Raw genomic sequence first — 23,507 nt, forward strand, 5'->3', positions numbered from 1 at the left:
GGGTCACCGCCAATCTGCTAGTTCGGTTGCTTCGGCATGCCGCCCGGCCCTGGTCAGCGCCTGCACCGCCGTCTGCCGTGCGGTCTCGAAGAGAGCCGGGGGCAAGGGCGCCGCCAGCAACCGGTTGAGCCGGCTGATGGCCTCGTCGAGCCGGTCGAGCCGGATCAGCACCTGGGCCAGTGAGAGTGACCGGCGCTGCTGGTCGATCTGGGGCAGCGGAGTCTCCGGGGCTTCGATCGGCGGTCTTTGGACCGCTCGGGCCAGCATCTCGGCGACCATGGTGAACGACTGCGGGCGCTCCGACAGGTGTTGCTGCAGGCAGCTCGACAGAAGGATGCTGACGCCCTCGCCGGGCGGGGTGACGGGCACCTGGGTCAGCTCGGACTGCCCCCAGTAGTAGAGCTCGCTCTGCCGTTCACCCGGGCCCGGGGACGCGTAGTAGTCCAGCAGTTGCGCCCGCTGGGCGACCGGGTCGGGTGCCAGGGCGAAGGGGTAGGGGAGCCTGCCCGTGCACGCCTCGTACAGGAGCACGCCGAAGGAGAAGATGTCGGCGCGGGTGTCGCAGGGCTCCCGCCGCAGCACCTCGGGCGCGGCGTACGCCCAGGTGCCGCCCCGCGCGCCCGCGAAGCGTCCGTCCTGGATACGCACCCGCTGGGCCAGGCCGAAGTCGGCGACCTTGGCGTGACCGTTCTCGTCGATGAGTACGTTCGATGGTTTGAGGTCGAGGTGGGCTACCTCGACGATGTCGGACAGATGCGCCATTCCGGCGCACACCTGCTGCAGGATTCCGGCGAGCGAAAGGCCGGGGCCCAGCCGGATCAGGTCGGTCAGGGTCGAGGGCGCGTAGTCGAAGACGATGGCCGGCTGCCCGCGTACATCGATGACGCCGAGCGTGGTGACGGTGTGCCGGTGCGGTTCGAGCCTGAGTAGCATCTCGAGTTCGTCGTCGCCGACGAGCACGCCGGACAGCGGGATCTTGATCGCGCGGCGGCCGCCGCGCTCGAGGTCATCGACGATGAGGACCCATGCCTGTCCGCCGCGGCGGATCTCCGCCACCGACCAGCGGTCGGACAGCACCTCGCCAATGGCAGCCGGCGCGCCTGAGGGTGGTGGAGGCGGCTCGTACGGTCCGGCGGCCGTCAGGTCGGTGTTGGTATTGGCGTCCAACTGATTTGATCTCCCTTTCACTCAGGCGCCTCCGGCGTCACGTTCGCATTCGGGTCGAACAGATCCGGCGCGGAGAACTCCACCAGCATCGTTCCGCTCGCGACGCTCAGCCGGTCCTTGTCCCCGACCGGGCAGGAGTCCCCCTTGGCGAGCTTCAACTGGCGTGTGGCGCCTGCCAGGAATGCAGGGTGGGAGCCCAGATGCCGGTAGGTCAAGGTGGTACCGATCAGGGTGAGATGACCGTGGAAGCGACTATCACGGTGGTCCGGCAGGTACACACGGTTGTGTGCGTTACGGCCGAGTGAGACGGTGAAGTCATCGGATTCCAGGATGAGTTCCATCGAATCACCGCGCAACCAAGACAACCGAAGTATGCCGTCGGTGAAACGGTGGGCGGGTGCGGCCAGATGCAGGCGCTCGGGGGCGAGCGCGACGAGTTGGTCGGCCGGGGCGAGCAGCACGGTGTCGCGGTTCCAGCGACCTGAGTTGAGACGGGCCGACACAATGCCGATGAGGCTGCCCGTACCGGTGAGCAGCACCGGTGCGCCGCTCATGCCCGGCTGGGCGTGCTGGCAGCTCACCTTCACCCAGGCCTGGCCGTTTTGCGCTGTGGTGCCGACGTAGTGGCCGACGCCGGAGTCGTAGTCGCGGGACGCGGCGAATCCGCGTAGGTGGACCGGGTCACCGGGGGTGGCGCTCGTATGCGAGGTGAGCGTCATCGGGTTCCAGTCATCGGCTTCGCGTACGTGGATAAGTGCCACATCGGTTGCACTGTTCGAGGACAGCGAGCAGTCGACGGGGAACGAGAATCCGGGCGCGGCGATCGGCTCGAAGGTCCATTGCGCGGCTTGGTGAGACGCAAGGACATGAGCAGCGGTCGCGGCGAGTCCGTCGGTGGTGAGAACGACCGCTGTCGCAACGGGCTCACCGTCGCGCACCAGCCTTCCGATGGTGTCCACAGCGACGCCTCAGTCCGGGAACAGCCGGTTGGCCAGTTCGAGTAGGGGATCCTGGCCGGATCGGCGCTCAGCCGACAGCTGTTCCGTGTCTGACCCGCTGCTGGGGGCGCGGGATGCCTGGACCGCCGCCGCTAGTCTGTGACCATTGAGGGCCGCTGTCTCGTTGGCATTCGCACGGGACTCGGCGGCCTCGGTCCGGGCTGCCAGATCTGCCACCCGCTGCCTCTGCACCGTAGTACCGAACAAGGCGCCAATAGCCGCGAACGCGACGGCTTCCACAGAGCCGAGGACAACGAGCAGACGTGACCAGGCGACTTCGCTCGCGTCGGTATTGAACGCCAACCAGGCGAGAAGCCCGAGCCACAGCGTAATAACCGTGACCGCGACGACGAGCGCGGTCCCGACAAGCGGCGTGCCCGCCGCTGCTGCATCCGTCGTCCCGGCGCCCGCCTCGACAGCTGCATTCTCCGTTTCAGACACATGTCCCCCTACATGCCGCAGCCGCCCGAACCGCTTCCCAGTCGGCTGTACGACCCCTGGCTACTCTCTGTTGTCCTTTGTATCCCCCGGACCTTCCTTGGTCCCTGGGGCGCCCACTGATGCCTGATCGTCACTATGGTGCGCGAAATAGAGCTGGGGCGCCGGGCATTCCAGTGACTTGCTGAACAGTGGTGCGTAGCAGACCGCCACCGCACTCGAGCTGGCGGCCCGCACCACAGGCTTCAAGGTGTCCAAGCGCAAAGGTCGTCGACGAGGCTGTCAATGCCCTGGCTGCCCGAGGCATCTCAGCACAGCACTGACGTGGAAGGATGGTTAGACCCCGGTTCAAGGGAGATTGATGGTCTAGGCTCCTCTCCGCTACCATAGACTTATGGACCCCGTTAAAGGGGGGTTTCAGGGAGGCGCGTTGATCCAGATCACGCTGGGCAGGCGCAGGCCGATCGACCCGAGCGAGGACGCCTTCGCGCGGTCACAGATCGGTTGGACCGAAGGGCTCTCCGACCAGCAGCTTCACGACATCGCCCGGGGAACCTGGGTGATGCCCGGCGAACGTGTCGAACGGGAGCGGTTCGCCGTCGTCAGCGGGGACGTCATCATCAGGCAGGCCATGGAGATCGGCCGGATCGTCGACACCCCCGACGGCCGACGGGCCTTCGAAGGGCGCATCCTCGGCCCCGGGCATCCGGTGTACGACCGCTACGTCGGCAAACCCGCACCGAACGGCGCCCAACAGAACCTCATCACCTACTTCAAGTCCCCACTGGACAACCGGAAGTGCAGCTGCGGCTGCGGCAAACCGATCGAGCGCGGCGATTTCCTCCCCGGACACGACCAGCGGGCCATCCACGAGCGCATCGCCCGCGTCGGCACCGTGATGGACTTCATCACCTGGTTCGACGAGACCTGGAAGACCAACGAAGGCCAGCAGGATGATGTGGCATGAAGAAATGCCACCGAGCTGAGACGGAAGCCGCGGGACATCTGATGAGACAGCTGTACAAGCAGCAGGTCACGGCGGTCCGTAATGACACTGGGGGAGCGAACCTACAATCAAGGACGGCAGCGTCACCGACGTCGACAACGGAGAGTAGGAGTAGGCGATGAGCCTGTTCGGGGACGGCCTGGACGCCGCCGTACAGAAGGCGTTCACGCGCCCGGCGCCCAAGAGCGCGGGCCCGCAGATGCGGTACCTGGTCAAGCAGCTCGGCGGCACGAAGGCGGTCGCACAGATGCTGCGGTCTCCCAGCGCACCGTCGAGCGGTACGTGAAGGACCAGATCAAAAAGCCCCGCACCGACCTCGCCGCGCGCCTGGAGCGCGAGGTGAAGAGACGGTGGCAGCCGCAGATCAGGGCCAAGGCCAGGGCGAAGGCCGCATCCACGGGCGGCATCGTCATCGATGCCCGTGCCCGCATGGGCTACACCGCCCCGATCGGGTCGACCGACCAGGACCGCATCCGGCACCTCACCGTCGCCCTGCCCCCGCTCTACGCCGCCCGCCTCTTCAATGCCCAGGAGGCCGGCGCCAACGACACTCAACTCCACGAGATCGCGGCCGAAGCCCTCAAGGAGGTCTACTTCCAGGACGGCGGCCGCCGCGCCGGCTCCCTGGAGGAGGTCCGGTTCACCGACGTCGAACACCTGGAGTTCGAGCTGTAGCAGCTGCGCCCCGAACAGCTCGTGGGCCCCGGTGTGACTGAGCACTTCACTTGGCCAGTTGAGCGATACGGCTGTTGGCCATGTTGGAGACTGTCACCATGACTGAGGTGCCCCGTGAGGAATGCTGCCCGTACTCCAAGTGCACCATTTGCGGATTGATCGGGGAACCGGACTCCGCCGACTACCGACTCACGTTTGATCGTCAGCACGTCGACTGGGCCGTGCCCATGGTCGTGAGGTGCGGCTCCTGCCGCACCACCTCCCAGCTCGGCCTCGCCGACGTTCTCCAGCGCGAAGCCGAACACACCTGTTCCCGCTGCAACCACCGCACCGCGTGTCCTGCCGACGCCGACCGGGTCATCTGCTAGGGGTGTGGCCTCAACTCGCCCGGCCCCGCGTCGCTCGGTGCCCGAGCGACCTATCGGCGCGATGTCGAGAGCAGCGCCAACCAGTGGGCCGCTGCCCAGGTCCGCATCGCCAAAGACGACGCTCGCGAACGCGGCCAACTGCCCGGTTGGGCATCCTGACCACCTCGAACGCTCAACCGGCCAACCCGATTTCTCACCGGCCAAGTGAAGCGCTCAGTCACACCCGGACCGCATCGGTCCGGGACCCACGAGCCTTATCCGTACGCGGCCCGGCCCAAGGGGCGGCCGCCGTGCTCTTCCGCGTCTCAGGCGGCCTGGCCGACACGGCCGAGCCGTTCCTGCGTGTAGGTGAAGAGGAGGCCGACATACTGGCGAAACAGCTCGGGGTCCGCGCAGCACACCTTGGCCAGCGAGAGAGCACCGCCCTTGGTGGTCGCGTAGCGCCCCTCGTCGCCGCCCGGGTCGCGGGCGTACAGGTCCCGGACGAACTCGACGACCAGGTGCTGCTCCTCACCCGCGGTGAAGAGATCGTCGCCGCTCTCCTGCAGATGCTTCAACAGCTTGCCCAGGTCATGGTTGAACTTCTCCGGCCGGGGTCCGACGAACGCCTTCAATGAGAGCTCGGCCAGTTGGCGGGCGAGGAAGAAGGCCGGCTGCGGGATCCCGGCCCCGATCAACGTGACGGTGCCCTCGTAGAATTCGCCGATCGTCTCCTCGGGCGCGTTCACGCAATGCGCGCGGGACAGGCACAGGGCGTCCGGCCAGTCGTGGTTCGTGTCCATGTCGCCGAACGGGCTCACATAGGTCATGCCGGGCATTCTGTCGGCCACGCGGGCAAAACGCGAAGGGGTAACCCGTTCGGATTACCCCAGACCGGCCGTAGTGGCCGGGAGCGGTGGAGAGGGGCGCGTCCGGCAGGGACGCGCCCCTCTCTCGTGGGCGCCGCGCTGGAACGCGGTGGGCCCGGTCCCTGTTTCATGGTGCAGCCACGATGCCAGGGGGCCCCGGCAGCGAGTGCCGGAGGCCGTGTTGTAGGGACGATGGTATCCAGTGCCCCGCTTCGGCAATGGTGTCTGGACGAAAACGAATGAAAATATCGGTTTCGTTACCCTGACCTGCAGTTCTCGAGTATTTCGGATTCTGTTCGGCAACCCGTTCGCCATCCCTTGGCGGTGAATCTCTGGACGCGCAGGCATCAACCCCTTCGGGGTGGAGGCAACGCATTGTGATGGTCGGGTCACTGATGAGAGGATCAATGCCGTTGGCGGGTCGATCTGGAAATCGCCGCCATCGGTTCACGGTGCAGCCAACTCGTCACGTCGGCATGAGGCGTGATTTCTCGTCAGGTAGGTAACAGGTATGCGTTCATTTTCTTCCCCGCCGACGCCCCGCGGTCCGTCGCAGGGCGCCCTCACGACGACGGAGATGATCGTGGTCGTCGTGGTCATCCTGGTGGCGGCGGGCCTTGCCGCTCTCGGGATGCCCGTAATCGGTGCCCTTGAGTTCATCGCTGGCGCCTTCTGCGTCGCCTGCCGGTCCGTCAAGGCCATACGCGCGGCCGACGCGCCGCAGGCCGGGGCCGTCTGACGGTCCCATGGGACGGCGTGAGAACGCCGTTGCCGCCGGCACCCGGCAGTCCGAGGCGCTCGCGCTGTGGCTACGTGCCCAGCGCGAGCGCCGAGGCATCACCTACGCGGCAATGGCCAAACTGACCAATCACCAGTTCACCGCCTCCGCACTGTCGCGCGGCGCCAACGGCAAGGTGCCCTCCCGCCGCCTGGTACTGGCGTACGCGACCGTGTGCGACGCGGACACCGCAGAGGCGATACGCCTCTGGAAGGCCGCGCGCAGGGCCGAGGAAGAACGTCGGCGGCGCGCGGGAATCTCCCCCGAGTTCCGGGACCTGGCCGCGTCGCTCCGCTCGGTGATGACCCACCCCGACCTCATCGACAGCTTCGCGAAACTGCGCGACGTCATGGTCGAGATGCGCGCCAGGGAAGGCCAGCCGTCCCTGAGCGACCTGCAACGAGCCGCCGGACGAACCAACGACGGCCAACGCCACCGCCTGCCCAAGAGCAGCCTCAGCGTCATCCTCAGAGGAGAGGCCGTCCCCTCACGAGCCCACCTCACAGCGTTCATGGAAGCCCTGAACGTCTCCCCGAACAACGTACGACGCTGGCAACAGGTATGGGACCGGCTCGCGAGCACCACCCGGAAACCGTCCGTGACCCTCACCATCAAGGTCGTGGACACCCCGCCCGACGAAAACCTCCCAGGACACCCCCCACCATCCGACTCCAACCCCGTGGACCTCGACTTCCTCCGCGACCAGATCCTCCTGGAAACCGTCATCCTCACCGGACCCGGCCTACTACAAGGCCCCCAGCCCCCGAGCCCCCCAGCCGGAACGACCCGATCCGGCCTGCCCATCAGAACACCACGCCGCTACACCCTCACCCCCCGGTCCCACACACCGCGCGCCCGCCTGGCCGAACCGACCACGCTGCTCCCCCGAGAAGCGCCTCCCGGACGCCCAGCACCCGCCGCCAGGAGTCCGTACCCGGCCTTCACCGAACACCGCCCGTTGGAAACCGCCTCCCCAGCGGTTCCCCGCGGACGGATAGGGCGCACGGTCGAACGTCTACTCCGTAAGAAGACACGGCCGGACCACGCCCATTGGCCAAACTTCTGACACCCACGCGACAGGGCCCCGCCCCGTTCCGATACGGGCACATGCCCGGCCAGGCGGCGGGGACGTCGTCACGCCTTACACCGCACGGACGGCCGCCCGAGCCATCGGCTCAGCGCGCGAGAGGATGCCACGGATGACGAGCTGCCGCCCGTAGAGGGCGGGCACTTGATAGAGCCGCGGCAGATGGGCCCGAGCGGCGTGGGAATGCCGGTGCCGTCGGGGGAGAGGGCGAAGCCGAGTCCGGCGTAGAAGGCCGTCAGCTCCGGCTCGTGCGTGACGCACAGGATGGCCGCGCCAACCTTCCCTCCTCCTGGGCACCGGCCGCGTGCCCCGCGTCGGCGGCCAGGACGCGGGTGATGCCCTTGTGACTTGGATCGACAGATGACGAGGCTGGGCTCCCGAGGCACAAGGTGGGAGCGTTTCGTTGATTCCTTGTTGGCGGGTCTGTGGAATGTTAGTTGGCGAGTCCGGGCGTGAGACGGTCCCCGCCAGGCACAGCCACTGACCAGCACGTAGATGATCGCCGCGAACAGCGTCTCATCAGGCGTGTCCTGCCTCCCGCCGCCCTGTGGCCGCACCTTCGACGACGGGATCAACAGCTTGGCGGTCTCCCACAACCCGTCCGGAACAATCCAGCACCACCAAGCCGCGGGCGCGGCGCAGGGTCGCGGTGTCCGCAGCCGTACGCCTGCCCACACCCCGATGGCAGGGTGCAGAGGACACCGCAAAAAATACGACAGAAGATGTCTAGTTTTGTGGAGACAGTGGGGGCGCCGGTCGGTGCCGTGGTGGCGCGGGCCGGGACGACGGACAGACAAGGACCCTCATGCGTGAGACACCCGACGATCTCCACCGGCTCCAAGCCCTCCTCGACGCCTCGCTCGCCCGCTCCACGGCGCACCTGCGGTCGATCATCAGCAGCGAGCGCACGCTCACCGCCGAGCAGCTCACCGGTGTGCTCACGGGCATGTGCACGCTTGCGCTGTCCACCGTGACGGCAAAGGGCGAGCCGCGGGTCAGCGGCGTGGACGGGCACTTCTTGCACGGCAAATGGCACTTCGGCACCGCGCGCGGCGCCGCCAAGGCCCGGCACCTCGCCGCCCGGCCCGCCGTCAGCGCCGCGCACATGCGCGGGGAGGACCTGGGCGTGTTCACACACGGCACCGCGGAGGCCCTCAACCCCCAGGACGGCGAGCCGGCCGCCGACTGGCCGGACCTGCTCGCGTACTTCCGGGACTTCTACGGCGACGACGCCTTCGACTGGGACAACGACGTGGTCTTCTACCGACTGCACCCGCAGTGGATGGCCGTGTTCGCCCCCGACCTCGCCAAGCTCGGCGGGAAGGCGGACGAGGCGTGACCCCGCCCGTACCGGACACGCGCATGCCGACCCCACACGCTGCCGGGGCCGGCAAGACGCGCGACACCATCGACGTCGTGGGCGCCCGTACCAACAACCTGCGCGACGTGTCCGTCAGCATCCCCAAAGGCCGGCTCGTCGCCTTTACCGGCGTCAGCGGCAGCGGCAAAACCTCGCTCGCCATCGACACCCTGCACAGCGAGGCCCAACTGCGGTACCTGGAGGGCCTTTCGCCGTTCGTACGCCAGTACATCACCCAGCGCAACCGCCCCAAGGTCGACCGCATCCTCGGCCTCGGCGCCACGCTCGCGGTCGACCAGCGCCGCCTGAACCGCAACCCCCGCTCCACTGTCGCCACCATCACAGGGATCGACGGGCACCTCGGCCTGCTCTACTCGCGCCTCCCGCGGATCGGCCCGGACACGGACCCGGCCGTGGACACCGGCGCCGATCCCCTGACCACCGCGCACTTCGACCGCCACACCCCCGAAGGCAACTGCCCGGACTGCCACGGCGCCGGTGGACGCTGGCAGACCCAGGAAGACCTCGTCATCACCCGCCCGGACCTCCCCCTCTTCGAAGGCGCCTCCCCCTGGTACGCCAAATGGCGGTCCGGAGAGCACATGTTCGTCCCCGCACTCGCCGCCAGACGCGGCGTGGACCTCGGCCGGCCCTGGCAGTCGCTGCCCGCGGCGTTCCGGCACGACGTCCTGCACGGCACCGGCGACGAGGCGGTCGAGGCCACCGTCGACATCCCGAACAAGAATGAGACAGCTCGTATGACCTACACCTCCAGCCAACCGCTGCGCGGCGCGCTTGCCGAGGTGGAACGGGTGTTCGTCAATGCCCGGACGGCCGACGCCAAGCAGCGCTACCTGCCGTACATGCGCAAGCAGCCCTGCGGCACCTGCCACGGCAGCGGATTCGATCGGGTCGCCCGGTCCGTACGTCTCGGCGGCCTGACCTACCCCGATCTGCTGGACGTGGATGTACGCGAGGTCCGCCGCTGGGCCGGGCACGTCGCCGACTCCCTCGACACCCGGCAACGCACCGTCGGCGAGCCCCTGCTGCAGGACCTCGGACGTCGGCTCCGCCTCCTGGACCGGCTCGGCCTGGCCCACCTGCAGCTGTCCCGCAGCGCCGCCACACTGTCCGGTGGCGAGTTGCAGCGCACCCGGCTCGTCGCTCAGCTCGGCACCGAGCTGAGCGACGTCATCTTCGTCCTGGACGAACCCGGCGTCGGGCTGCACCCGGCGGACAAGAAGCACCTTCTCGACATCGCCCTGGAGTTGCGCGAAGCCGGCAACACCGTCCTCCTCGTCGAACACGACCCCGAACTGATCGCCCGCGCCGACTGGATCGTTGATATGGGACCCGGCGCGGGCCGCCTCGGCGGCGAGGTCCTGGTCTCCGGCTCACCCGCCCTGGCCGCCGCCGCCCCCGCCTCGGCCACTGGCCGCTACCTGGCCGGCAACGGGCCGCGGCTGCGCCGCATCCTCCGCCCGGTCAGCGATGACGCCGACTGGGTGGAACTGCACGGCCTGCGCGCCCACAACGCGGCCGCGGAGCTGCTGCGCCTCCCTGCCGGGCGGCTCACCTGCCTGACCGGGGTCAGCGGCAGCGGCAAGAGCAGCGTCCTGGGCGCACTCGCCGCAGGCGCGGCGACCGCCCTCAAAGGCACGGCTGCCGACACCGTGCGCGAGGTGACCGGACTCGACGGATTTGGCTGGGTCGCCGTGGTCGACCAGGAACCTCTCGGGCGCACGCCACGGTCCAACCCGGCCACGTACAGCAAGGCGTTCGACATCGTCCGCAAACTGTTCGCCGCCACCGATACGGCACGCGCGCGCGGCGTCGACGCCTCCTGGTTCAGCTTCAACACCACCGGCGGCCGCTGCGAGACCTGCACCGGCTACGGCCGCAGGCTCGTCGACATGCACTTCCTCCCCGACATGTGGGTGGTGTGCGACACGTGCGACGGCCGACGCTACGGACCCGAGGCCTGCGAGGTCACCTACCGGGGGCTGTCCGTCGACCAGGTGCTGGACCTGACCGTCGCCGAGGCCGGGGAGGTCTTCACCGAACCCCGGCAGCTCGCGGAGACCCTCACTGCGCTCGACCGGGTCGGGCTCGGCTACCTCCGACTCGGCCAGAGCGCCACCGAGCTGTCCGGCGGCGAGGCCCAGCGCCTCAAACTCGCGTCCGCGATCCAGCGCGGCGCGGCGAGCCGCAAGGCTGGCCTCGTCATCCTCGATGAACCCGTCTCGGGCCTGCACCCGTCCGACATCCAGCGGGTCGTCGACGCGCTCGACATGCTGCTCGACTCCGGCAACACCGTCGTCGTGGCCGAACACGACATCCCCGTCGCCGCGTCCGCGGACTGGGTGATCGACCTCGGACCGGGAGCCGGCCCCAACGGAGGCGCAGTGGTCGCGCAGGGCACCCCCGACACCGTCGCCGGCGCGGACACTCCCACCGCGGGATACCTGCGCCGGTACGCGGCCGGCCTGCCACTCCTGGACGCCTCGGAGGACGCACGGCGCTGACGTACGGCGTGCCGGCGCGACCGGCAGGGTCGCATGCGTGGTCCGCGGCGGCAGTCCGCTCGCCCCGGGCCACGCATGGCTTGCACCGGGACCGGGGCAAGCCCGAGCCGCCGCGTATCTCCGTACACGACCACAACTCACAGTCGCCAGACCATGGCCCGCCAACTACCGATCAACGTCACATTGGTCCGGGCCCGCTCGCGTACGACGCGGCAGTCCGGCCGCTGTCCACAGACGGACCGTGGCCCCTGGAGGTATGACCGATCACGAGCAGCAGCAGGCCCCGGGCCGCGGCAAGATCCTGGAGGCCCTCGCGCGGGCGGAGCGGAAGGTCTTCACCCGGCCCGCACCGAAATCCGCGAAGGCTCAGATGAAATTCCTTCTCACGCGGGCGAAGGGGTCGGCCAAGGCCCTGGCGGAGCGCCTGGGCGTCTCACGCCACACGGTGGAGCGCTACTGGGCCGGGACGCTGACGACCCCGCAGAAGCGTCTGAGGGCCGCCCTGGTGGAGGAGACCGAATCCGAGTGGCGACCCCAGGTCAGGGCACAGGCGCGCGCGGCGGCCATCTCCAGGGGCATGATGGTGGAGGTGACGGCGTACTTCGGATTCACCTGCACGGGCAGCTCGGACGACGGCCGCGAGCGCCAGATCACCACGGATCTCTCGCCTACCTACGTGAAGCAGATCCTGGAGTTCCAGGAGGCCGGGGCGACAGAGAAAGATCTCCATCCCATCATTGCGGAGGCCATCACGGAGTCGTGTTTCACGGAATAGGGCACATTCGCATGGGCTGATGGGCTGCGCGCGAATTTCACAGCGGTATCGAAAATAGAAGCCCGGTTCTGACCCGCCCGAATTCAGAGCCTGCTATAAAAGGCGCTGTGGTCGTCACACGCAGCCGTTGACCGGGGCCAGGCCGTCCCAGACAGCGAAGCCAGCCCCGGCGATCAAGGCAGCGCGTGCAGGTCCGCATGCCGGGGTCTGTTCGCGGAGCATGGCGATGAGGTCGTCGCGAGTCACACTGCCATCCGGTGATGGCCGGCGATCGGCCCGGCTCCTGAGCAGCCTATGCGGCGCGGTCGGTGACACCTATCGTGCTTCGGCTCAGTATCGGCGGGCCGCCGTACAGCGCTCTGGCGGCGGCCGAAGATGACCACCCAGGCCAGGACGGTCGAGCTAACCGTGCGCAAAGACCGCATGCGGCGAACCAGCACCTGCCTCCAGCGCGCGGCGCGGAGCCGGTTCTGGAGCACGGAGCCGTCGGGCCGCCGTCTCGTCGGCTCGTTCTCGGGGTGCTGACCTGCACGGTCATTCTTCGATGACATATACCGTCGTCTGTCGGTCTTTGGCGGCAATCGGTCGGGGTCCGATGGCGCGGGACAGGATCAGGCTGCGGCGGGCGCTGCGGCTGTCGCCCAGGCCATCGTTGCTTCCACCTGCTCAAGCAGTCCTGGCGGCCGTGCGATGGGCCGTACCCTGTGGGCTGGTACGGCCTTTGTCATCGGGGGTGGCGGATGGAACGCGGGGAACTGGTCGCGGGTCGTTACGAGTTGATGAAACGGCTCGGGCGTGGCGGGATGGGCGAAGTATGGGCGGGGCGGGACCGGATGTTGCACCGGGACGTGGCGGTCAAGGTGCTGGTCCTGGACACGGCAATACACGCGGATCTGCTGCGCCGGTTCGAACGAGAGGCGGTGGCCGCCGCACAGATCAACCATCCGAACGTGGTTGCCCTGCACGACCGGGGGATCCACGAGGATCTGTGGTTCCTGGTGATGGAGCGGGTCGAGGGCGCCAATCTCGCCGAGCACATCCGCGACGGGGAACCCATGGATCAGACTCGCGCGCTCGGGATCGCACGGGAGATCTGTGCGGCGCTGGTCGCCGCGCATCGGGCCGGGGTCGTCCACTACGACATCAAGCCGCACAACGTGATGATCACCCCCGGTGGTGGGGTCAAGGTCGTCGACTTTGGCATCGCCGGGTTCCTCCAGACGGCCTTCACCCTCGCCGCATCTTCCCAACTCGCCCCTGCGGGCACGCCGCAGTACGGTGCGCCCGAGCAGTTTCTCACCGAACGCGGCGACGCCCGTTCGGATCTGTACGCCCTGGGCGGTGTCCTGTTCGCCCTGCTCACCGGTAGGCCGCCGTTCGTCGGTCACACCAGCTTCGCGATCATGCAACGCAAGCTTTCCGAGGACGCCCCGCGCGTGGACACGCTCCGCCCGGACCTGTCGCCCGCGCTGACGGACCTGGTCGCCGAGCTGCTGGAACGCGAACCCGAGCGGCGCCCCCAGACCGCAGAAGAGGTCCACGAACACCTGAACCGACTCTGGTCTGCCCTCAGCGCTCCCGGCATGTCCGCCGCGACCACCATCACCGCCACGCCTCCGCGGCGCGTGGCCCAACCGCCCACCGAACGGGAGTCCGCTCGCGACGATGCCTTCGAGATCTCCTGGACCGGGCAAGAACCGATCACCGACTACGCGCCCCGATCTTCTTGGCGCAACTCTCTGCTTGTGCTCTTCGTGGTGGGTCTCTTAGCGGTGACAGCGGTCAGCCTCTACTTCCCGTTGACCACCGGTGTCTTCCAGCGGGCAATCGCGAAGGAGGACGGTGACCCCTCGCTGATGGTGGTCCTGGTGTGGTTCTTGGGCCCTGCATGGGCCATCGTGGGCCTCGTCGAGCTGGGGAAGAACGCAACCCGGAGCAGTCGCCACCTGCGTGCGCTCCTAAGAAGTCATCTCATTTGGTGGAGTCGGTAGGCTGTCGGTCATGGTGGGGATCGTTGAGCGGCTGGTGCCGGATGAGTTGTGGGAGTTGTTTCAGCGGGTGGTGCCGGAGGCGCCCTCGCGTCCTCAGGGTGGTGGACGACGTCGGCATGGTGATCGTGAGGTGCTGGCCGCGATCGTGTTCGTGGCCACGTCAGGCTGTACGTGGCAGCAGTTGCCCGCTGCATCGTTCGGGCCGTCGGGGGCGACGGCCCATCGACGCTTCTCCGAGTGGTCGAAGGCCAGGGTGTGGGCCAAGCTCCACCGAGTGGTGCTCGACGAACTCGGTTCCCGCGGCGAGTTGGACTGGTCTCGCTGCGCGATCGACTCGGTGAACATGCGGGCCCTGAATAGGGGGACCTGACGGGTCCGAATCCTGTCGGCCGGGGCAAGTACGGGTCGGAGATCCATTTGATCACCGAGCGGACGGGGCTGCCCCTCTCTGTCGCCATCTCGGGGGCGAACCCGCACGACAGCCAGGCCCTCATCCCCCTCGTGCAGGGGATACCACCGATCCGCTCCCGCCCTGGACCACGACGCCGCAAGCCCGCAAAGCTTCACGCCGACAAGAGCTACGACTACTCCCACCTGCGACGATGGTTACGCGGACGCGGCATCCAGCAGCGCATCGCCCGTAAGGGAATCGAGTCCTCACAGCGACTGGGCCGCCACCGCTGGACCGTCGAACGCACCATGTCCTGGCTTGTCGGCTGCCGTCGACTCCACCGACGCTACGAGCGCAAAGCCGACCACTTCCTCGCCTTCACAAGCATCGCCTGCACCCTCATCTGCTACCGAAGACTCACCAATTGAGATGACTTCTAAGTAGTGTTGCCCGCGGACCACGCACTGGTCCGCAGAGAGCAAGCAGTCCTCGGCGTCGGCGCGACTGGCGCGACAACCGCCACTTCGACCACTACCAGACACACCCCTGCGCCCTGTGCGGCACACCCACACCCATGCGCTCCCACTCCGGAGAACCTGCGCACAAAACCTGCGCTTCCCTGATCATCTGATGTGTTCAAGCGCATCAGGAGGGCTTGAGTGGGAGAGTGGCACGTGGTGTGGGTACCCGATTCAGGGCGGTGGGGATCGCTGCCCGCGGAGGGTGTCCTTGGGGTACAGGACCTGCCAGCGGCCGTGGCAGGGATGGGGCTGGTGCCGGGCGATCCGGTGTACATAGGACCGGACGGCATGGTGGACCGGGAATTCCTCGGGTTCGTAGGGTCAAGAATCTCGGTTCGCGCGGCCCGTAGCTCCGCCCTCGCCGCCGACCTCCCCAGTCCCATCCTTGCGACCTGACCGGCATGCACCGCCACATGGCGATCCGCTGGGTCGCCTATGCCCGGCGTGACTGGGCTGAGTACCTCGCAGCCCGGGCCGTCGATACTCGTCAACCCGGGCGGAATCAGAAGGAGTCTTCATGACAGCATCAAGGCAGATGGACGAAGAAGCGCTGGCTGGAGGCGGCGTCAACCACGTCGTGCGGATCGGCTCGAATGTTCGACGACCGGTAGGACCGTGGACCCACACGGTGCACGCTCTGCTTGATCACCTGAAGGCGGCGGGGTTCGCCGGTGCCCCACGAGTTCACGGCTTCGATACTGAGGGCCGGGAGATCCTCGATTTCCTCCCTGGCGACGTTGCCAACTACCCGCTGCCGGAATACGTGCGATCAGACGCAACCCTGCAGGCCGTGGCGGTGATGCTGCGCGACTACCACGACGCCACCGTCAGCTTCGCTCCCGCGGCGGACGCCAGTTGGTATTTGCCCAGCCGCGAGCCGGTCGAGGTGATCTGCCACGGCGATGTCGCTCCCTACAACTGTGTCTTCCGCGACGGGAGGCCGGTCGCGTTCATCGACTTCGACACGGCCCACCCCGGCCCTCGAATCTGGGACCTCGCCTACGCCGCCTATCGGTTCGTGCCCCTGACCGATCCAGGCAACGCCGACTTCACCCTGCCCGTCGAGGAGCAGGCCCGTCGACTCCGACTCTTCGCAGACGCCTACCGGCTTGATGACATCGGTCGAGCGATACTGGCCGAGACAGCCCGGGACCGCTTGGGACACCTGGTCCGCCACATGCAACAACAAGCCGACGACGGCACTGCCGCGTTCGCCGAGCAGATCGCGGCGGGACATGACTCCCTCTACCGCACCGACGCGGCGCACATCGCCCGCCACGCAGCACTCTTCACGACAGCGTTGAGGCGAAGCCTCCCACAGCTATGAGCCTCGGCCTTCAAGGGGGAATAGTGCATGGTTGGAATAACCCCCTCCCGCCAGTACCGCTACGCACCCAGGGCGTCTGCGACCCTTGCGACAAGGGCTACGAGCCCACCCCCGGCACCTACACCGCTCCCCCGGCCAAGCACCTCCCGGCCGCTTGATGGCTCGTGTGCTGGCCGGGTCGTTCGGTCAGGTGGTGGGGCGGCTGCCGGGGGTGTGGCCGAAGGTACGGCGGAAGACGTCGATGAAGGTGCTGGCGGATGACCAGCCGCAGTGGTGGGCGACCGCAGTGACGAGGGTGCCGTCGGCGAGGAGGATCAGGGCGTGGTGGAGCCTGATCTGGGTGCGCCACTGCGGGTAGGTGAGGCCAAGGTCGTCGCGGAGGCGGCGGGACAGGGTGCGGGCGCCGGCACCGATCTGACGTCCCAGGACGTCGAGGGAACGGTTGTCGGCCGGGTCTGCGCACAGGATGTCGTGCAGTTCACGGAGCAGAGGGTCAGTGGGGGCCGGCAGGTGCAGGGGCCGTTCGGGGGAGATGGTGAGCTGGTCGAGCATGACCGCGCGCAGGCGTAGGCGGGGTGGGCTGTCGTTGTCGGGGTCGCGGGTGTAGGCGACTATGAGCTCGCGCAGGAGGGGGCTGACGGCGAGTACTGCGGGTTTGTCGAGGCCGAGGGGGTTCTCGGTGGCAGGCAGGCCGATGAAGTGGAGGTCGAGCCCGCCGTGGGCCTGGTGCTGGTGGACTGTGCCAGCGGGGATCCAGAGCGCGCGGGTGGCGGGGGCGATCCAGGAGCCGGCGTCGGTGGTCACCGCGATGGTGCCTTTGCTTGCGTAGGCGATCTGGTGGTCGTCGTGACGGTGCGCGTCGATCTCGCCGCCGGACGCAAGGCGCTGGGTCCTGGTCGGCGCAACAGGAGTGTGGCGGATTTTCTGCATCATCTGTCAACCTATCGAAAGCGCGACACATGGTGGTCCTCCCAGCATGGGAGGCATGCAAAGGAATACATCGATCTTGCTGCTGGCCGTGGGACACGCCTGCGTCGACATCTACCAGGGCGCCGTAGCGGCGCTGATCCCGTTCTTCGTGGCCGAACGGGACTACACCTACGCGGTCGCCTCCGGCATCGTGCTGGCCGCGTCCCTGCTGTCGTCGGTGGCCCAGCCGGTGTTCGGCGCGCTCACCGACCGGTGGGCTATGCCGTGGATGCTGCCGGTCAGCACCCTGCTGGGCGGGGTGGGCATCGCGCTCAGCGGACTGAGCGGCTCCTACGGCCTCACCCTGTTCTTCGTCGCCGTCTCCGGCATCGGCGTGGCCGCCTACCACCCGGAGTCCGCCCGCGTGGCCCGGCTGGCCAGCAAAGGCAGTCACAAGGCGATGAGCTGGTTCTCCCTCGGCGGCAACCTCGGCTTCGCGCTCGCCCCGCTCATGGTGTCGGCCGCGATCGGACACGGCTCCCTGCACTGGACACCCGTCCTCGTCCTCCCGGCGCTCGCCGGCACCGCCCTGTGCGTACCCGTCCTGCGGATGCTCGCCCGGCCTCGGACCGGCACGGCCAAAACACAGGAGCCCCGCAGCGCGGACGACGTGGCCTCGTTCGTGAAGCTGTCCATAGCAGTCGTCTTCCGCTCCATCGTCTTCACCGGCCTGAGCACCTTCATCTCCCTCTACGCCCAGCAGCGCATGCACGGCAGCGCCACCGCGGGGACCGTCGCCCTGTTCCTACTGTTTCTGGGCGGCGCCGTCGGCTCTGTCCTGGGCGGATCCCTGGCCAGCCGCTACGACCGCGTCCGCGTCTCCCGCTGGTCCTACCTGCTCTCCATCGCCGCCGTCATCGGAGTGATCTACGCCCCCGGCCCGGCCATATTCCTCTTCGTGGCCCTCACCTCCACTGGCCTGTACGTCCCCTTCTCCCTCCAGGTCACCCTCGGCCAGGACTACCTGCCCTCCCGCATCGGCACCGCCAGCGGCGTCACCCTCGGTCTCACCGTCAGCATCGGCGGCCTCGTCAGCCCCTTGCTGGGACACCTCGCCGACACCACCAACCTCCAGGCCGCCCTCACCCCTCTCATCGCCATGCCCGCCCTGAGCTGGCTCCTCTTCCGCGCCCTGCCCGAACCTACCGCCCCCGGCACCCTGACCATCACACCAACGCCCGCATCCGCACCGCAAGACGCGTAGGCCCACACGGAGAGAGCGCGCGTATGGCCCGCCGGACGGACGAGGACGTACCCGAACATGGAGCCTGCCATCCACCGGGGCGAGCTGATCCAACCGGCATGGAGCGCATAGCGCCTCTGCTGTCGAGAACTGACGGGCGGAGAGGCGGATCAAGGCAGCCGACTTCCCGCGGGAGAAGTCCCTGCGGGCCTTCGACTTCGATGCCAACCCGAACATCGACGCGGCCACCGTCCACACCCTCGCCAGTTGTGAATGGATCAAGAAGAGTCAGCCGCTCTGCCTGATCGGCGACTCCGGCACCGGCAAGTCCCAGATGCTCATCGCTCTGGGCACCGAGGCCGCCATGAAGGGCTACCGGGTCCGCTACACGCTGGCGACGAAGCTGGTCAACGAGCTGGTCGAGGCCGCCGACGAGAAGCAGCTGAACAAGACCATGGCCCGTTACGGCCGCGTCGATCTTCTTTGCATTGACGAGCTCGGCTGTGCGCCACGAGGCGCTGATGGATCTCGCGGGATGAGAGGCCCGCCGCCGGTCCTCGCAGGGACCGGTTGAAGCTGGAGGCAGGCTGAACCCCGGGTTGGGGGTGAGGCCGGAAAGCAGCCTCGACAACGTAGGGGCGGACCGACACCACCAGACGGTTCGTGCCCGCAAGCGAAGACGGAATGGGTGCAAGGAAACTGAACCAGTGGTTGACGTCCCGTGAGTCGTCAGCGGCCTGCCGAACCTGGTGGATGGGCCGCTTTGCAGTGCTGGAGAGTGCTCTATCCGATGGCCTCTCCTCTCCCGCCGCCTTTATCCCATGGGTTTCGGGAGGCCCGGACCAAGACTGCGATGTGCGGTCCGTGGCGATGCTGCCGGGGTATAGCTGGGCACCGAAGCCGTCACAGAGATTCTCAGTGAACGTGGGAAGCGATCTGGCATCGCCCTTCCCGTCCGGCAGCCGGCCGGGCGGCGGGCAGGCGCAATGCCCGCTGATGACGCCAGATCGTGGCGGAGTCGCCGTAGTACTCGGAGGCCGGGAAAGCCGGTCACACGGGAAATGGCGACAGCGTGATAGCAGCAGGATTGCTCTCGGGGAGGAACGTTGTTGAATAACGACGCGCCGTCGACCATGTGGCCGGGCAGTATGACGGCCGCGCGACGGGTACTCGATCATCAGATCAAGCTGCACCGATGGGCAAGGAACGAACCGGATCGCCGGTTCGATGATGTATTCAACTTGATCTGTGACCGGGCCACTTTGGTGGTGGCCTGGGAGCGGGTGTCGGGCAACCGGGGTGCCAGGACAGCAGGTGTGGATGCGGTCACCCGCTTCCACATCGAGGAGCGTCGTGGAGTGATTCCGTTCCTGGAGGAGCTTCGCTCCTCGCTCAAGGATGGGTCTTTCACTGCGTTTCCGGTTAAGTAGGCGGTGATTCCCAAGAAGAACGGCAAGGTCCGTTATCTGGGAATTCCGACTCCGCGGGACCGCGTTGCGCAGATGGCGCTCAAGCTGGTCCTGGAGCCGATTTTCGAGGCTGATTTCTATCCGTCCAGTTACGGGTATCGGCCTGGGCGTCGGGCTCAGGATGCCATCGCCGAGATCCACCGCTTCACCCGCAAGCCGTCGACTTACGACTGGGTCATCGAGGGCGACATCAAGGCTTGCTTCGACAACGTCGACCATCACGTCCTGATGGATCTGGTGGCCGAGCGTATTAAGGACCGCAAGGTCCTGCGGCTGGTCAGCGCGTTTCTGCGGGCCGGAGTTGTCGAGTTGCACGGTGGATTCGCGGAGACCCTCACGGGCACTCCGCAAGGAGGAGTCGCCTCACCATTGCTGGCCAACATCTATCTCTCGGTACTGGACCGGCATTTCTCGCGGATCTGGGACCAGGAGATGACTCCGCCATGGCGTCGGCAGTATCGACGCCGAATGGGGCGGCCGAACTTTCGGCTGGTGCGTTACGCCGACGACTTTGTCGTGCTTGTGCACGGCACCAAGCCCGAGGCCGAAACGCTCAAGGCGGAGATCGGTGAACTGCTGGCCCGCAGGCTGAAGATGACCCTCTCGGTAGAGAAGACCCACATCACCCATATCAACGACGGCTTCGTCTTCCTGGGCTTCCACATCCAGCGAAGGCCCCTCGGCGACGGCCGCCGTGTCGTGCTCACCATCCCGTCCAAGCCTGCCTTGGCATCGGTGATGCATAAGATCAAGAAACTGACGGGGCGAAGTACGACGTCGCTCTCGTTGGAGGAGGTGCTGCAGTCGGTCAACCCGGTTCTTCGGGGCTGGGCTTCCTATTTCCGCTACGGCGCATCGAAGAGAACGTTCTCCTACCTCGGTTGGTACGCGTGGTGGAGACTACTTCTCTGGATTCGCTACAAGCACCCCCGTCTGACCTGGAAACAGTTGCGCCGCCGCTATTACGGGGCGGACCGCATCACCGAGGGCGGAGTGGTCCTCTACAACCCGGCGAAGATGCGGGTCCAGCGATACACGTTTCGTGGAGCGCAGATCAGCACGCCTTACAACATCGACGAGGTCGATCCCGACGGAGCACGTTTCCGCCGGACGAACCATGACGATGTGGCCTTCGTCGGCCAGGTCAGCGAATACCTCGCCTGATCCAGCGGATCACGTGGAGAGCCGGATGCTCGGCCAACGGGCACGTCCGGTTCGGCGGGCGGGGACGGGAAAACCGGTACCGGAAACGGTGCACGGCGTCTCGTCCCCGACCCAACACATGGAACTCGACCGTCACGGCGCCGAGCTGCTGTTTCAGGTGCCGACCGAGCGGGAGGAGAAGAACAGCGTCGCCATCGCCTCCAACGAGTCGTTCGGCGGCTGGACGAAGACCTTCACCGATCCCCGCCCCTGCGCGGCCATCGTCGACCGGCTCACCTTCAACGGCACCATCATCGAGACCGGTACTGACTCCTACCGCCTCGCCTCCACACGAGCCCGAGCCGAAGAACCCGCCAAAGCCAGCTGACACCGGCACTCACGCGATGGCCCGTTGCCCCTCATGAGCAGCGGGCCCCGTCCCCGCGGTGCCCTTTCACGACGACACAGGCTCCGCATCCGTTGCCAGACGTGCATGGAGTTCCACGTCGAAGCGCACACCGTCGTACTCGAGCTTCTGTCGCTGTCGGCCTTCCACCGCGAAGCCGGCAGCGCGAGCCACACCGCATGAGGCGGGATTGTTCACCCGGTGCCCAAGCTCCAGCCGGAAGAGCCCGGCATCGTCGAAGGCCCAACGGGCCACAGCACGACAGGCACGGGAAGCCGTGCCCTGGCCACGAGCCGTTGCCGTCGTCCAGTAGGACACCCAACCAACGGCATGACGCCGATCTACCGAGCCGACACACACCTGACCGAGAACGAGGCCACCGCCATCGACGACGGCGAAAGAGTAGGCGGAATCCGCAGCCCATTGGTCACCACGAGCCGTTATCCACCGCTCAGCAGCCTGGATTGAGCCAACCGGCTCGGCGGACTGACCGCGCATGAGCGGATCCGCGAACGCGGTCATCACCGCCCCGGCATCGTCGGCCGTCCATCTCCGCAACACCAGGTCAGAGAAAGCATCTACACGATCACGCACGCCGCAAGTCTTCCTCAGCAGACATCGCCTGTCAGGTTCGTTTCGCAGTGACCTCGTCAGGGAGCCGGGCGACTGTCAGAAACCTCAGCCAGTCTCCACCACGGTCAGCGCCGTCATTTCCCATCGACATCCAGGCGACGGGAAATCACCAACCGATGTTCCTCCCGGCCGGGACTCGCACTGGCTGCAGTTCGGCCTGCGCACTATGAGACCTGGGCTGCATACCGTGACCATACGGGCCTTCCACAAGGGCACCTCTCTTGGCGAACTGCGCGCCCAGGTCTCCGTACAGCCCGGCGCACCGGCCAGGGATGGCCCGCCGCGCACTGCACCGCTCACCACCCTCGCGTTCGATCCGGGGGAGGTGACCTTGCAGGTCCTCAAAGGTGCGGACGGCGCCTACAGTTTCCAGCTGCTCAGCGAAACCACCTACGCTCCCGAGTTCTTCCGCCTTGTAGCGGGCGGCTCCCACGGTGCGAGGGAGCGGATCTACGACGAGCTTCGGCGTACCGCAGCCGCGGCCGGGCAAGACGGAGGCAGAGACCAGCGCCAGGCCCGTCGGCGGCTGATCAACCTCGGCGTGCAGTTGTGGGCGACGGCAGTGCCTGACGCAGTGCGCCAACAGTTCTGGGAGGAGGTCGGGAACGTCACAGCTTTGACCGTGCTCGGTGAGCACGATGTCGTACCGTGGGAGCTGCTGTATCCCCTGGACGGCCAGCAGGAGGGCGACGGATTCCTCGCCGAATGGCTTCCCATGGTCCGTCGGGTCTTCGGGCAGGACCGAGTACGCGAACTATCCCTGGCTCGCGCTGCGTTTGTGGTGCCGCCTGGCTCGCCTCCCGAAGCGGAGCGTGAAGTGGTCACGCTTCGGACCAGGTTGGGAGAGGCTGTGACCGACGGCGGGATCCTGACCCATCGCGCCGCCGTCAGCGACCTCATCGACGAGGGGCTCAACGGACTGCTGCACTTTGCCTGCCACAACTCTTTCACGAGTGCTGGCTCTCACGTCACGATGGCGGATGGCCCATTCGATCCGATCGATCTCGCCTACGCCACCCAGTCTGGAGCCCTGCGTACTACCCACCCGCTGGTGTTCTTCAACGCCTGTCGCAGTGCCGGGCAGATCAACTGGTTTTCCACCAGCCTGGGCTGGGCGCCGCAGTTCCTGCGGGCTGGCGCAGGGGCATTCATCGGCACCTTGTGGCCGGTACGGTCCGATTCCGCGCTGCTCTTTGCCGACACCTTCTACGAGCATCTGGTCACTGAGGGCCAGAGTCTGGGGCAGGCGTCCCTGAACGCACGGAGGGCGATCCGCGATCAAAGTGGGGATCCCACCTGGCTGGTGTACGCCGTATACGGCAGTCCCGCAGCCTGCGCCGCCATCCCTTAGAAATCATCTCAATTGGTGAGTCTTCGGTAGCAGATGAGGGTGCAGGCGATGCTTGTGAAGGCGAGGAAGTGGTCGGCTTTGCGCTCGTAGCGTCGGTG

20 protein-coding genes and 5 pseudogenes are annotated in these 23,507 nt (G+C 67.2%); 17 read left to right on the forward strand and 8 right to left on the reverse strand.

The annotated features are described in order from the left end of the window. Positions 1–3 precede the first annotated feature (3 nt). Genes ACF1CT_RS36760 through ACF1CT_RS36770 form a run of 3 tightly spaced genes read right to left on the reverse strand, consistent with a single transcriptional unit; the run spans position 4 to position 2,606 of the window. Entirely contained in the window at positions 4–1,167 is a 1,164-nt protein-coding gene (locus ACF1CT_RS36760) for a serine/threonine-protein kinase (protein ID WP_391788389.1), read from the reverse strand. 17 nt (positions 1,168–1,184) lie between these two features. After that, a complete protein-coding gene (locus ACF1CT_RS36765; RefSeq protein ID WP_391788390.1) occupies positions 1,185–2,126 on the reverse strand; it encodes a trypsin-like peptidase domain-containing protein in 942 nt (313 codons plus the stop codon). Positions 2,127–2,135: 9 nt separating this feature from the next. Continuing rightward, positions 2,136–2,606 (reverse strand): hypothetical protein, encoded by a 471-nt coding sequence (locus ACF1CT_RS36770; RefSeq protein WP_391788391.1) that lies wholly within the window; start codon positions 2,604–2,606, stop codon positions 2,136–2,138. Between the two features lie 427 nt (positions 2,607–3,033). On the opposite strand from ACF1CT_RS36770, the gene ACF1CT_RS36775 reads away from it, so the two are divergent. The 3 genes and pseudogenes from ACF1CT_RS36775 to ACF1CT_RS36785 all read left to right on the forward strand — a co-directional run bounded on the left by ACF1CT_RS36775 (position 3,034) and on the right by ACF1CT_RS36785 (position 4,652). Next, positions 3,034–3,570, forward strand: coding sequence for a hypothetical protein (locus ACF1CT_RS36775; protein ID WP_391788392.1), 537 nt, complete (start codon positions 3,034–3,036; stop codon positions 3,568–3,570). Between the two features lie 157 nt (positions 3,571–3,727). Continuing rightward, positions 3,728–4,284, forward strand: a pseudogene (gene tpg, locus ACF1CT_RS36780) (telomere-protecting terminal protein Tpg). 98 nt (positions 4,285–4,382) lie between these two features. After that, positions 4,383–4,652, forward strand: a complete 270-nt coding sequence (locus ACF1CT_RS36785; RefSeq protein WP_391788393.1) for a hypothetical protein — start codon at positions 4,383–4,385, stop codon at positions 4,650–4,652. A gap of 305 nt (positions 4,653–4,957) precedes the next feature. Here the strand turns inward: ACF1CT_RS36785 and ACF1CT_RS36790 are convergent, their stop codons facing one another. After that, on the reverse strand, positions 4,958–5,461 hold the full coding sequence (locus ACF1CT_RS36790; RefSeq protein WP_391788394.1) for a hypothetical protein: 504 nt from the start codon (positions 5,459–5,461) through the stop codon (positions 4,958–4,960). Between the two features lie 550 nt (positions 5,462–6,011). On the opposite strand from ACF1CT_RS36790, the gene ACF1CT_RS36795 reads away from it, so the two are divergent. Then, the gene (locus tag ACF1CT_RS36795; protein WP_391788395.1) at positions 6,012–6,239 is read left to right on the forward strand and encodes a hypothetical protein; all 228 of its coding nucleotides are present in this window, start codon (positions 6,012–6,014) and stop codon (positions 6,237–6,239) included. 7 nt (positions 6,240–6,246) lie between these two features. Next, positions 6,247–7,344 (forward strand): helix-turn-helix domain-containing protein, encoded by a 1,098-nt coding sequence (locus tag ACF1CT_RS36800; RefSeq protein WP_391788396.1) that lies wholly within the window; start codon positions 6,247–6,249, stop codon positions 7,342–7,344. 485 nt (positions 7,345–7,829) lie between these two features. On the opposite strand, the pseudogene ACF1CT_RS36805 reads toward ACF1CT_RS36800, so the two are convergent. Continuing rightward, positions 7,830–8,024, reverse strand: a pseudogene (locus ACF1CT_RS36805) (transposase); the annotation flags it as partial. A 146-nt stretch (positions 8,025–8,170) separates the two neighbouring features. On the opposite strand from ACF1CT_RS36805, the gene ACF1CT_RS36810 reads away from it, so the two are divergent. The 6 genes from ACF1CT_RS36810 (at position 8,171) to ACF1CT_RS36835 (ending at position 16,255) form a co-directional block, all read left to right on the forward strand. Next, positions 8,171–8,704: a pyridoxamine 5'-phosphate oxidase family protein gene (locus ACF1CT_RS36810; protein ID WP_391788397.1), complete on the forward strand. Its 534-nt coding sequence runs from the start codon at positions 8,171–8,173 to the stop codon at positions 8,702–8,704. 23 nt (positions 8,705–8,727) lie between these two features. Beyond that, positions 8,728–11,250 carry an excinuclease ABC subunit UvrA gene (locus tag ACF1CT_RS36815; RefSeq protein ID WP_391788398.1) on the forward strand — a complete coding sequence of 841 codons (2,523 nt, stop codon included), beginning with the start codon at positions 8,728–8,730 and terminating at the stop codon, positions 11,248–11,250. A gap of 256 nt (positions 11,251–11,506) precedes the next feature. Beyond that, entirely contained in the window at positions 11,507–12,025 is a 519-nt protein-coding gene (gene tpg, locus ACF1CT_RS36820; RefSeq protein ID WP_391788399.1) for a telomere-protecting terminal protein Tpg, read from the forward strand. Between the two features lie 740 nt (positions 12,026–12,765). Further along, entirely contained in the window at positions 12,766–14,016 is a 1,251-nt protein-coding gene (locus ACF1CT_RS36825) for a serine/threonine-protein kinase (RefSeq protein ID WP_391788400.1), read from the forward strand. A gap of 10 nt (positions 14,017–14,026) precedes the next feature. After that, positions 14,027–14,835, forward strand: a protein-coding gene (locus ACF1CT_RS36830) for an IS5 family transposase (RefSeq protein ID WP_391788401.1) whose coding sequence is annotated in 2 segments (ribosomal slippage) — positions 14,027–14,375 and positions 14,375–14,835 — 810 coding nt in all. Because the reading frame shifts where the segments join, the coding sequence is not laid out codon by codon here. A 610-nt stretch (positions 14,836–15,445) separates the two neighbouring features. Beyond that, positions 15,446–16,255 (forward strand): phosphotransferase, encoded by an 810-nt coding sequence (locus tag ACF1CT_RS36835; protein WP_391788402.1) that lies wholly within the window; start codon positions 15,446–15,448, stop codon positions 16,253–16,255. 186 nt (positions 16,256–16,441) lie between these two features. On the opposite strand, the gene ACF1CT_RS36840 is transcribed toward ACF1CT_RS36835, so the two are convergent. After that, positions 16,442–17,185: an AraC family transcriptional regulator gene (locus ACF1CT_RS36840; protein ID WP_391788409.1), complete on the reverse strand. Its 744-nt coding sequence runs from the start codon at positions 17,183–17,185 to the stop codon at positions 16,442–16,444. Between the two features lie 55 nt (positions 17,186–17,240). Here ACF1CT_RS36840 and ACF1CT_RS36845 point away from each other — a divergent pair, with 55 nt between their 5' ends. The 5 genes and pseudogenes from ACF1CT_RS36845 to ACF1CT_RS36865 all read left to right on the forward strand — a co-directional run. Next, positions 17,241–18,428 carry an MFS transporter gene (locus tag ACF1CT_RS36845; protein WP_391788403.1) on the forward strand — a complete coding sequence of 396 codons (1,188 nt, stop codon included), beginning with the start codon at positions 17,241–17,243 and terminating at the stop codon, positions 18,426–18,428. Between the two features lie 133 nt (positions 18,429–18,561). Next, positions 18,562–18,909, forward strand: a pseudogene (locus tag ACF1CT_RS36850) (ATP-binding protein); the annotation flags it as partial. A 607-nt stretch (positions 18,910–19,516) separates the two neighbouring features. Then, positions 19,517–19,837: a hypothetical protein gene (locus tag ACF1CT_RS36855; RefSeq protein ID WP_391788404.1), complete on the forward strand. Its 321-nt coding sequence runs from the start codon at positions 19,517–19,519 to the stop codon at positions 19,835–19,837. Between the two features lie 3 nt (positions 19,838–19,840). Then, positions 19,841–21,040, forward strand: coding sequence for a group II intron reverse transcriptase/maturase (gene ltrA, locus ACF1CT_RS36860; protein WP_391788405.1), 1,200 nt, complete (start codon positions 19,841–19,843; stop codon positions 21,038–21,040). A 115-nt stretch (positions 21,041–21,155) separates the two neighbouring features. Then, positions 21,156–21,407 (forward strand): annotated as a pseudogene (locus ACF1CT_RS36865) (ATP-binding protein); the annotation flags it as partial. A gap of 66 nt (positions 21,408–21,473) precedes the next feature. Here ACF1CT_RS36865 and ACF1CT_RS36870 read toward each other — a convergent pair. Beyond that, complete coding sequence (locus tag ACF1CT_RS36870; protein ID WP_391788406.1) at positions 21,474–22,019, reverse strand: GNAT family N-acetyltransferase; 546 nt, start codon at positions 22,017–22,019, stop codon at positions 21,474–21,476. Positions 22,020–22,245: 226 nt separating this feature from the next. Between ACF1CT_RS36870 and ACF1CT_RS36875 the strand changes: the two genes are divergently transcribed. Continuing rightward, positions 22,246–23,409 (forward strand): CHAT domain-containing protein, encoded by a 1,164-nt coding sequence (locus ACF1CT_RS36875; protein ID WP_391788407.1) that lies wholly within the window; start codon positions 22,246–22,248, stop codon positions 23,407–23,409. 8 nt (positions 23,410–23,417) lie between these two features. Here ACF1CT_RS36875 and ACF1CT_RS36880 read toward each other — a convergent pair. Then, positions 23,418–23,507: pseudogene (locus ACF1CT_RS36880) on the reverse strand (IS5/IS1182 family transposase); the annotation flags it as partial.

It is taken from the genome of Streptomyces sp. NPDC014734, assembly GCF_043083325.1.
Lineage (GTDB): Bacteria > Actinomycetota > Actinomycetes > Streptomycetales > Streptomycetaceae > Streptomyces.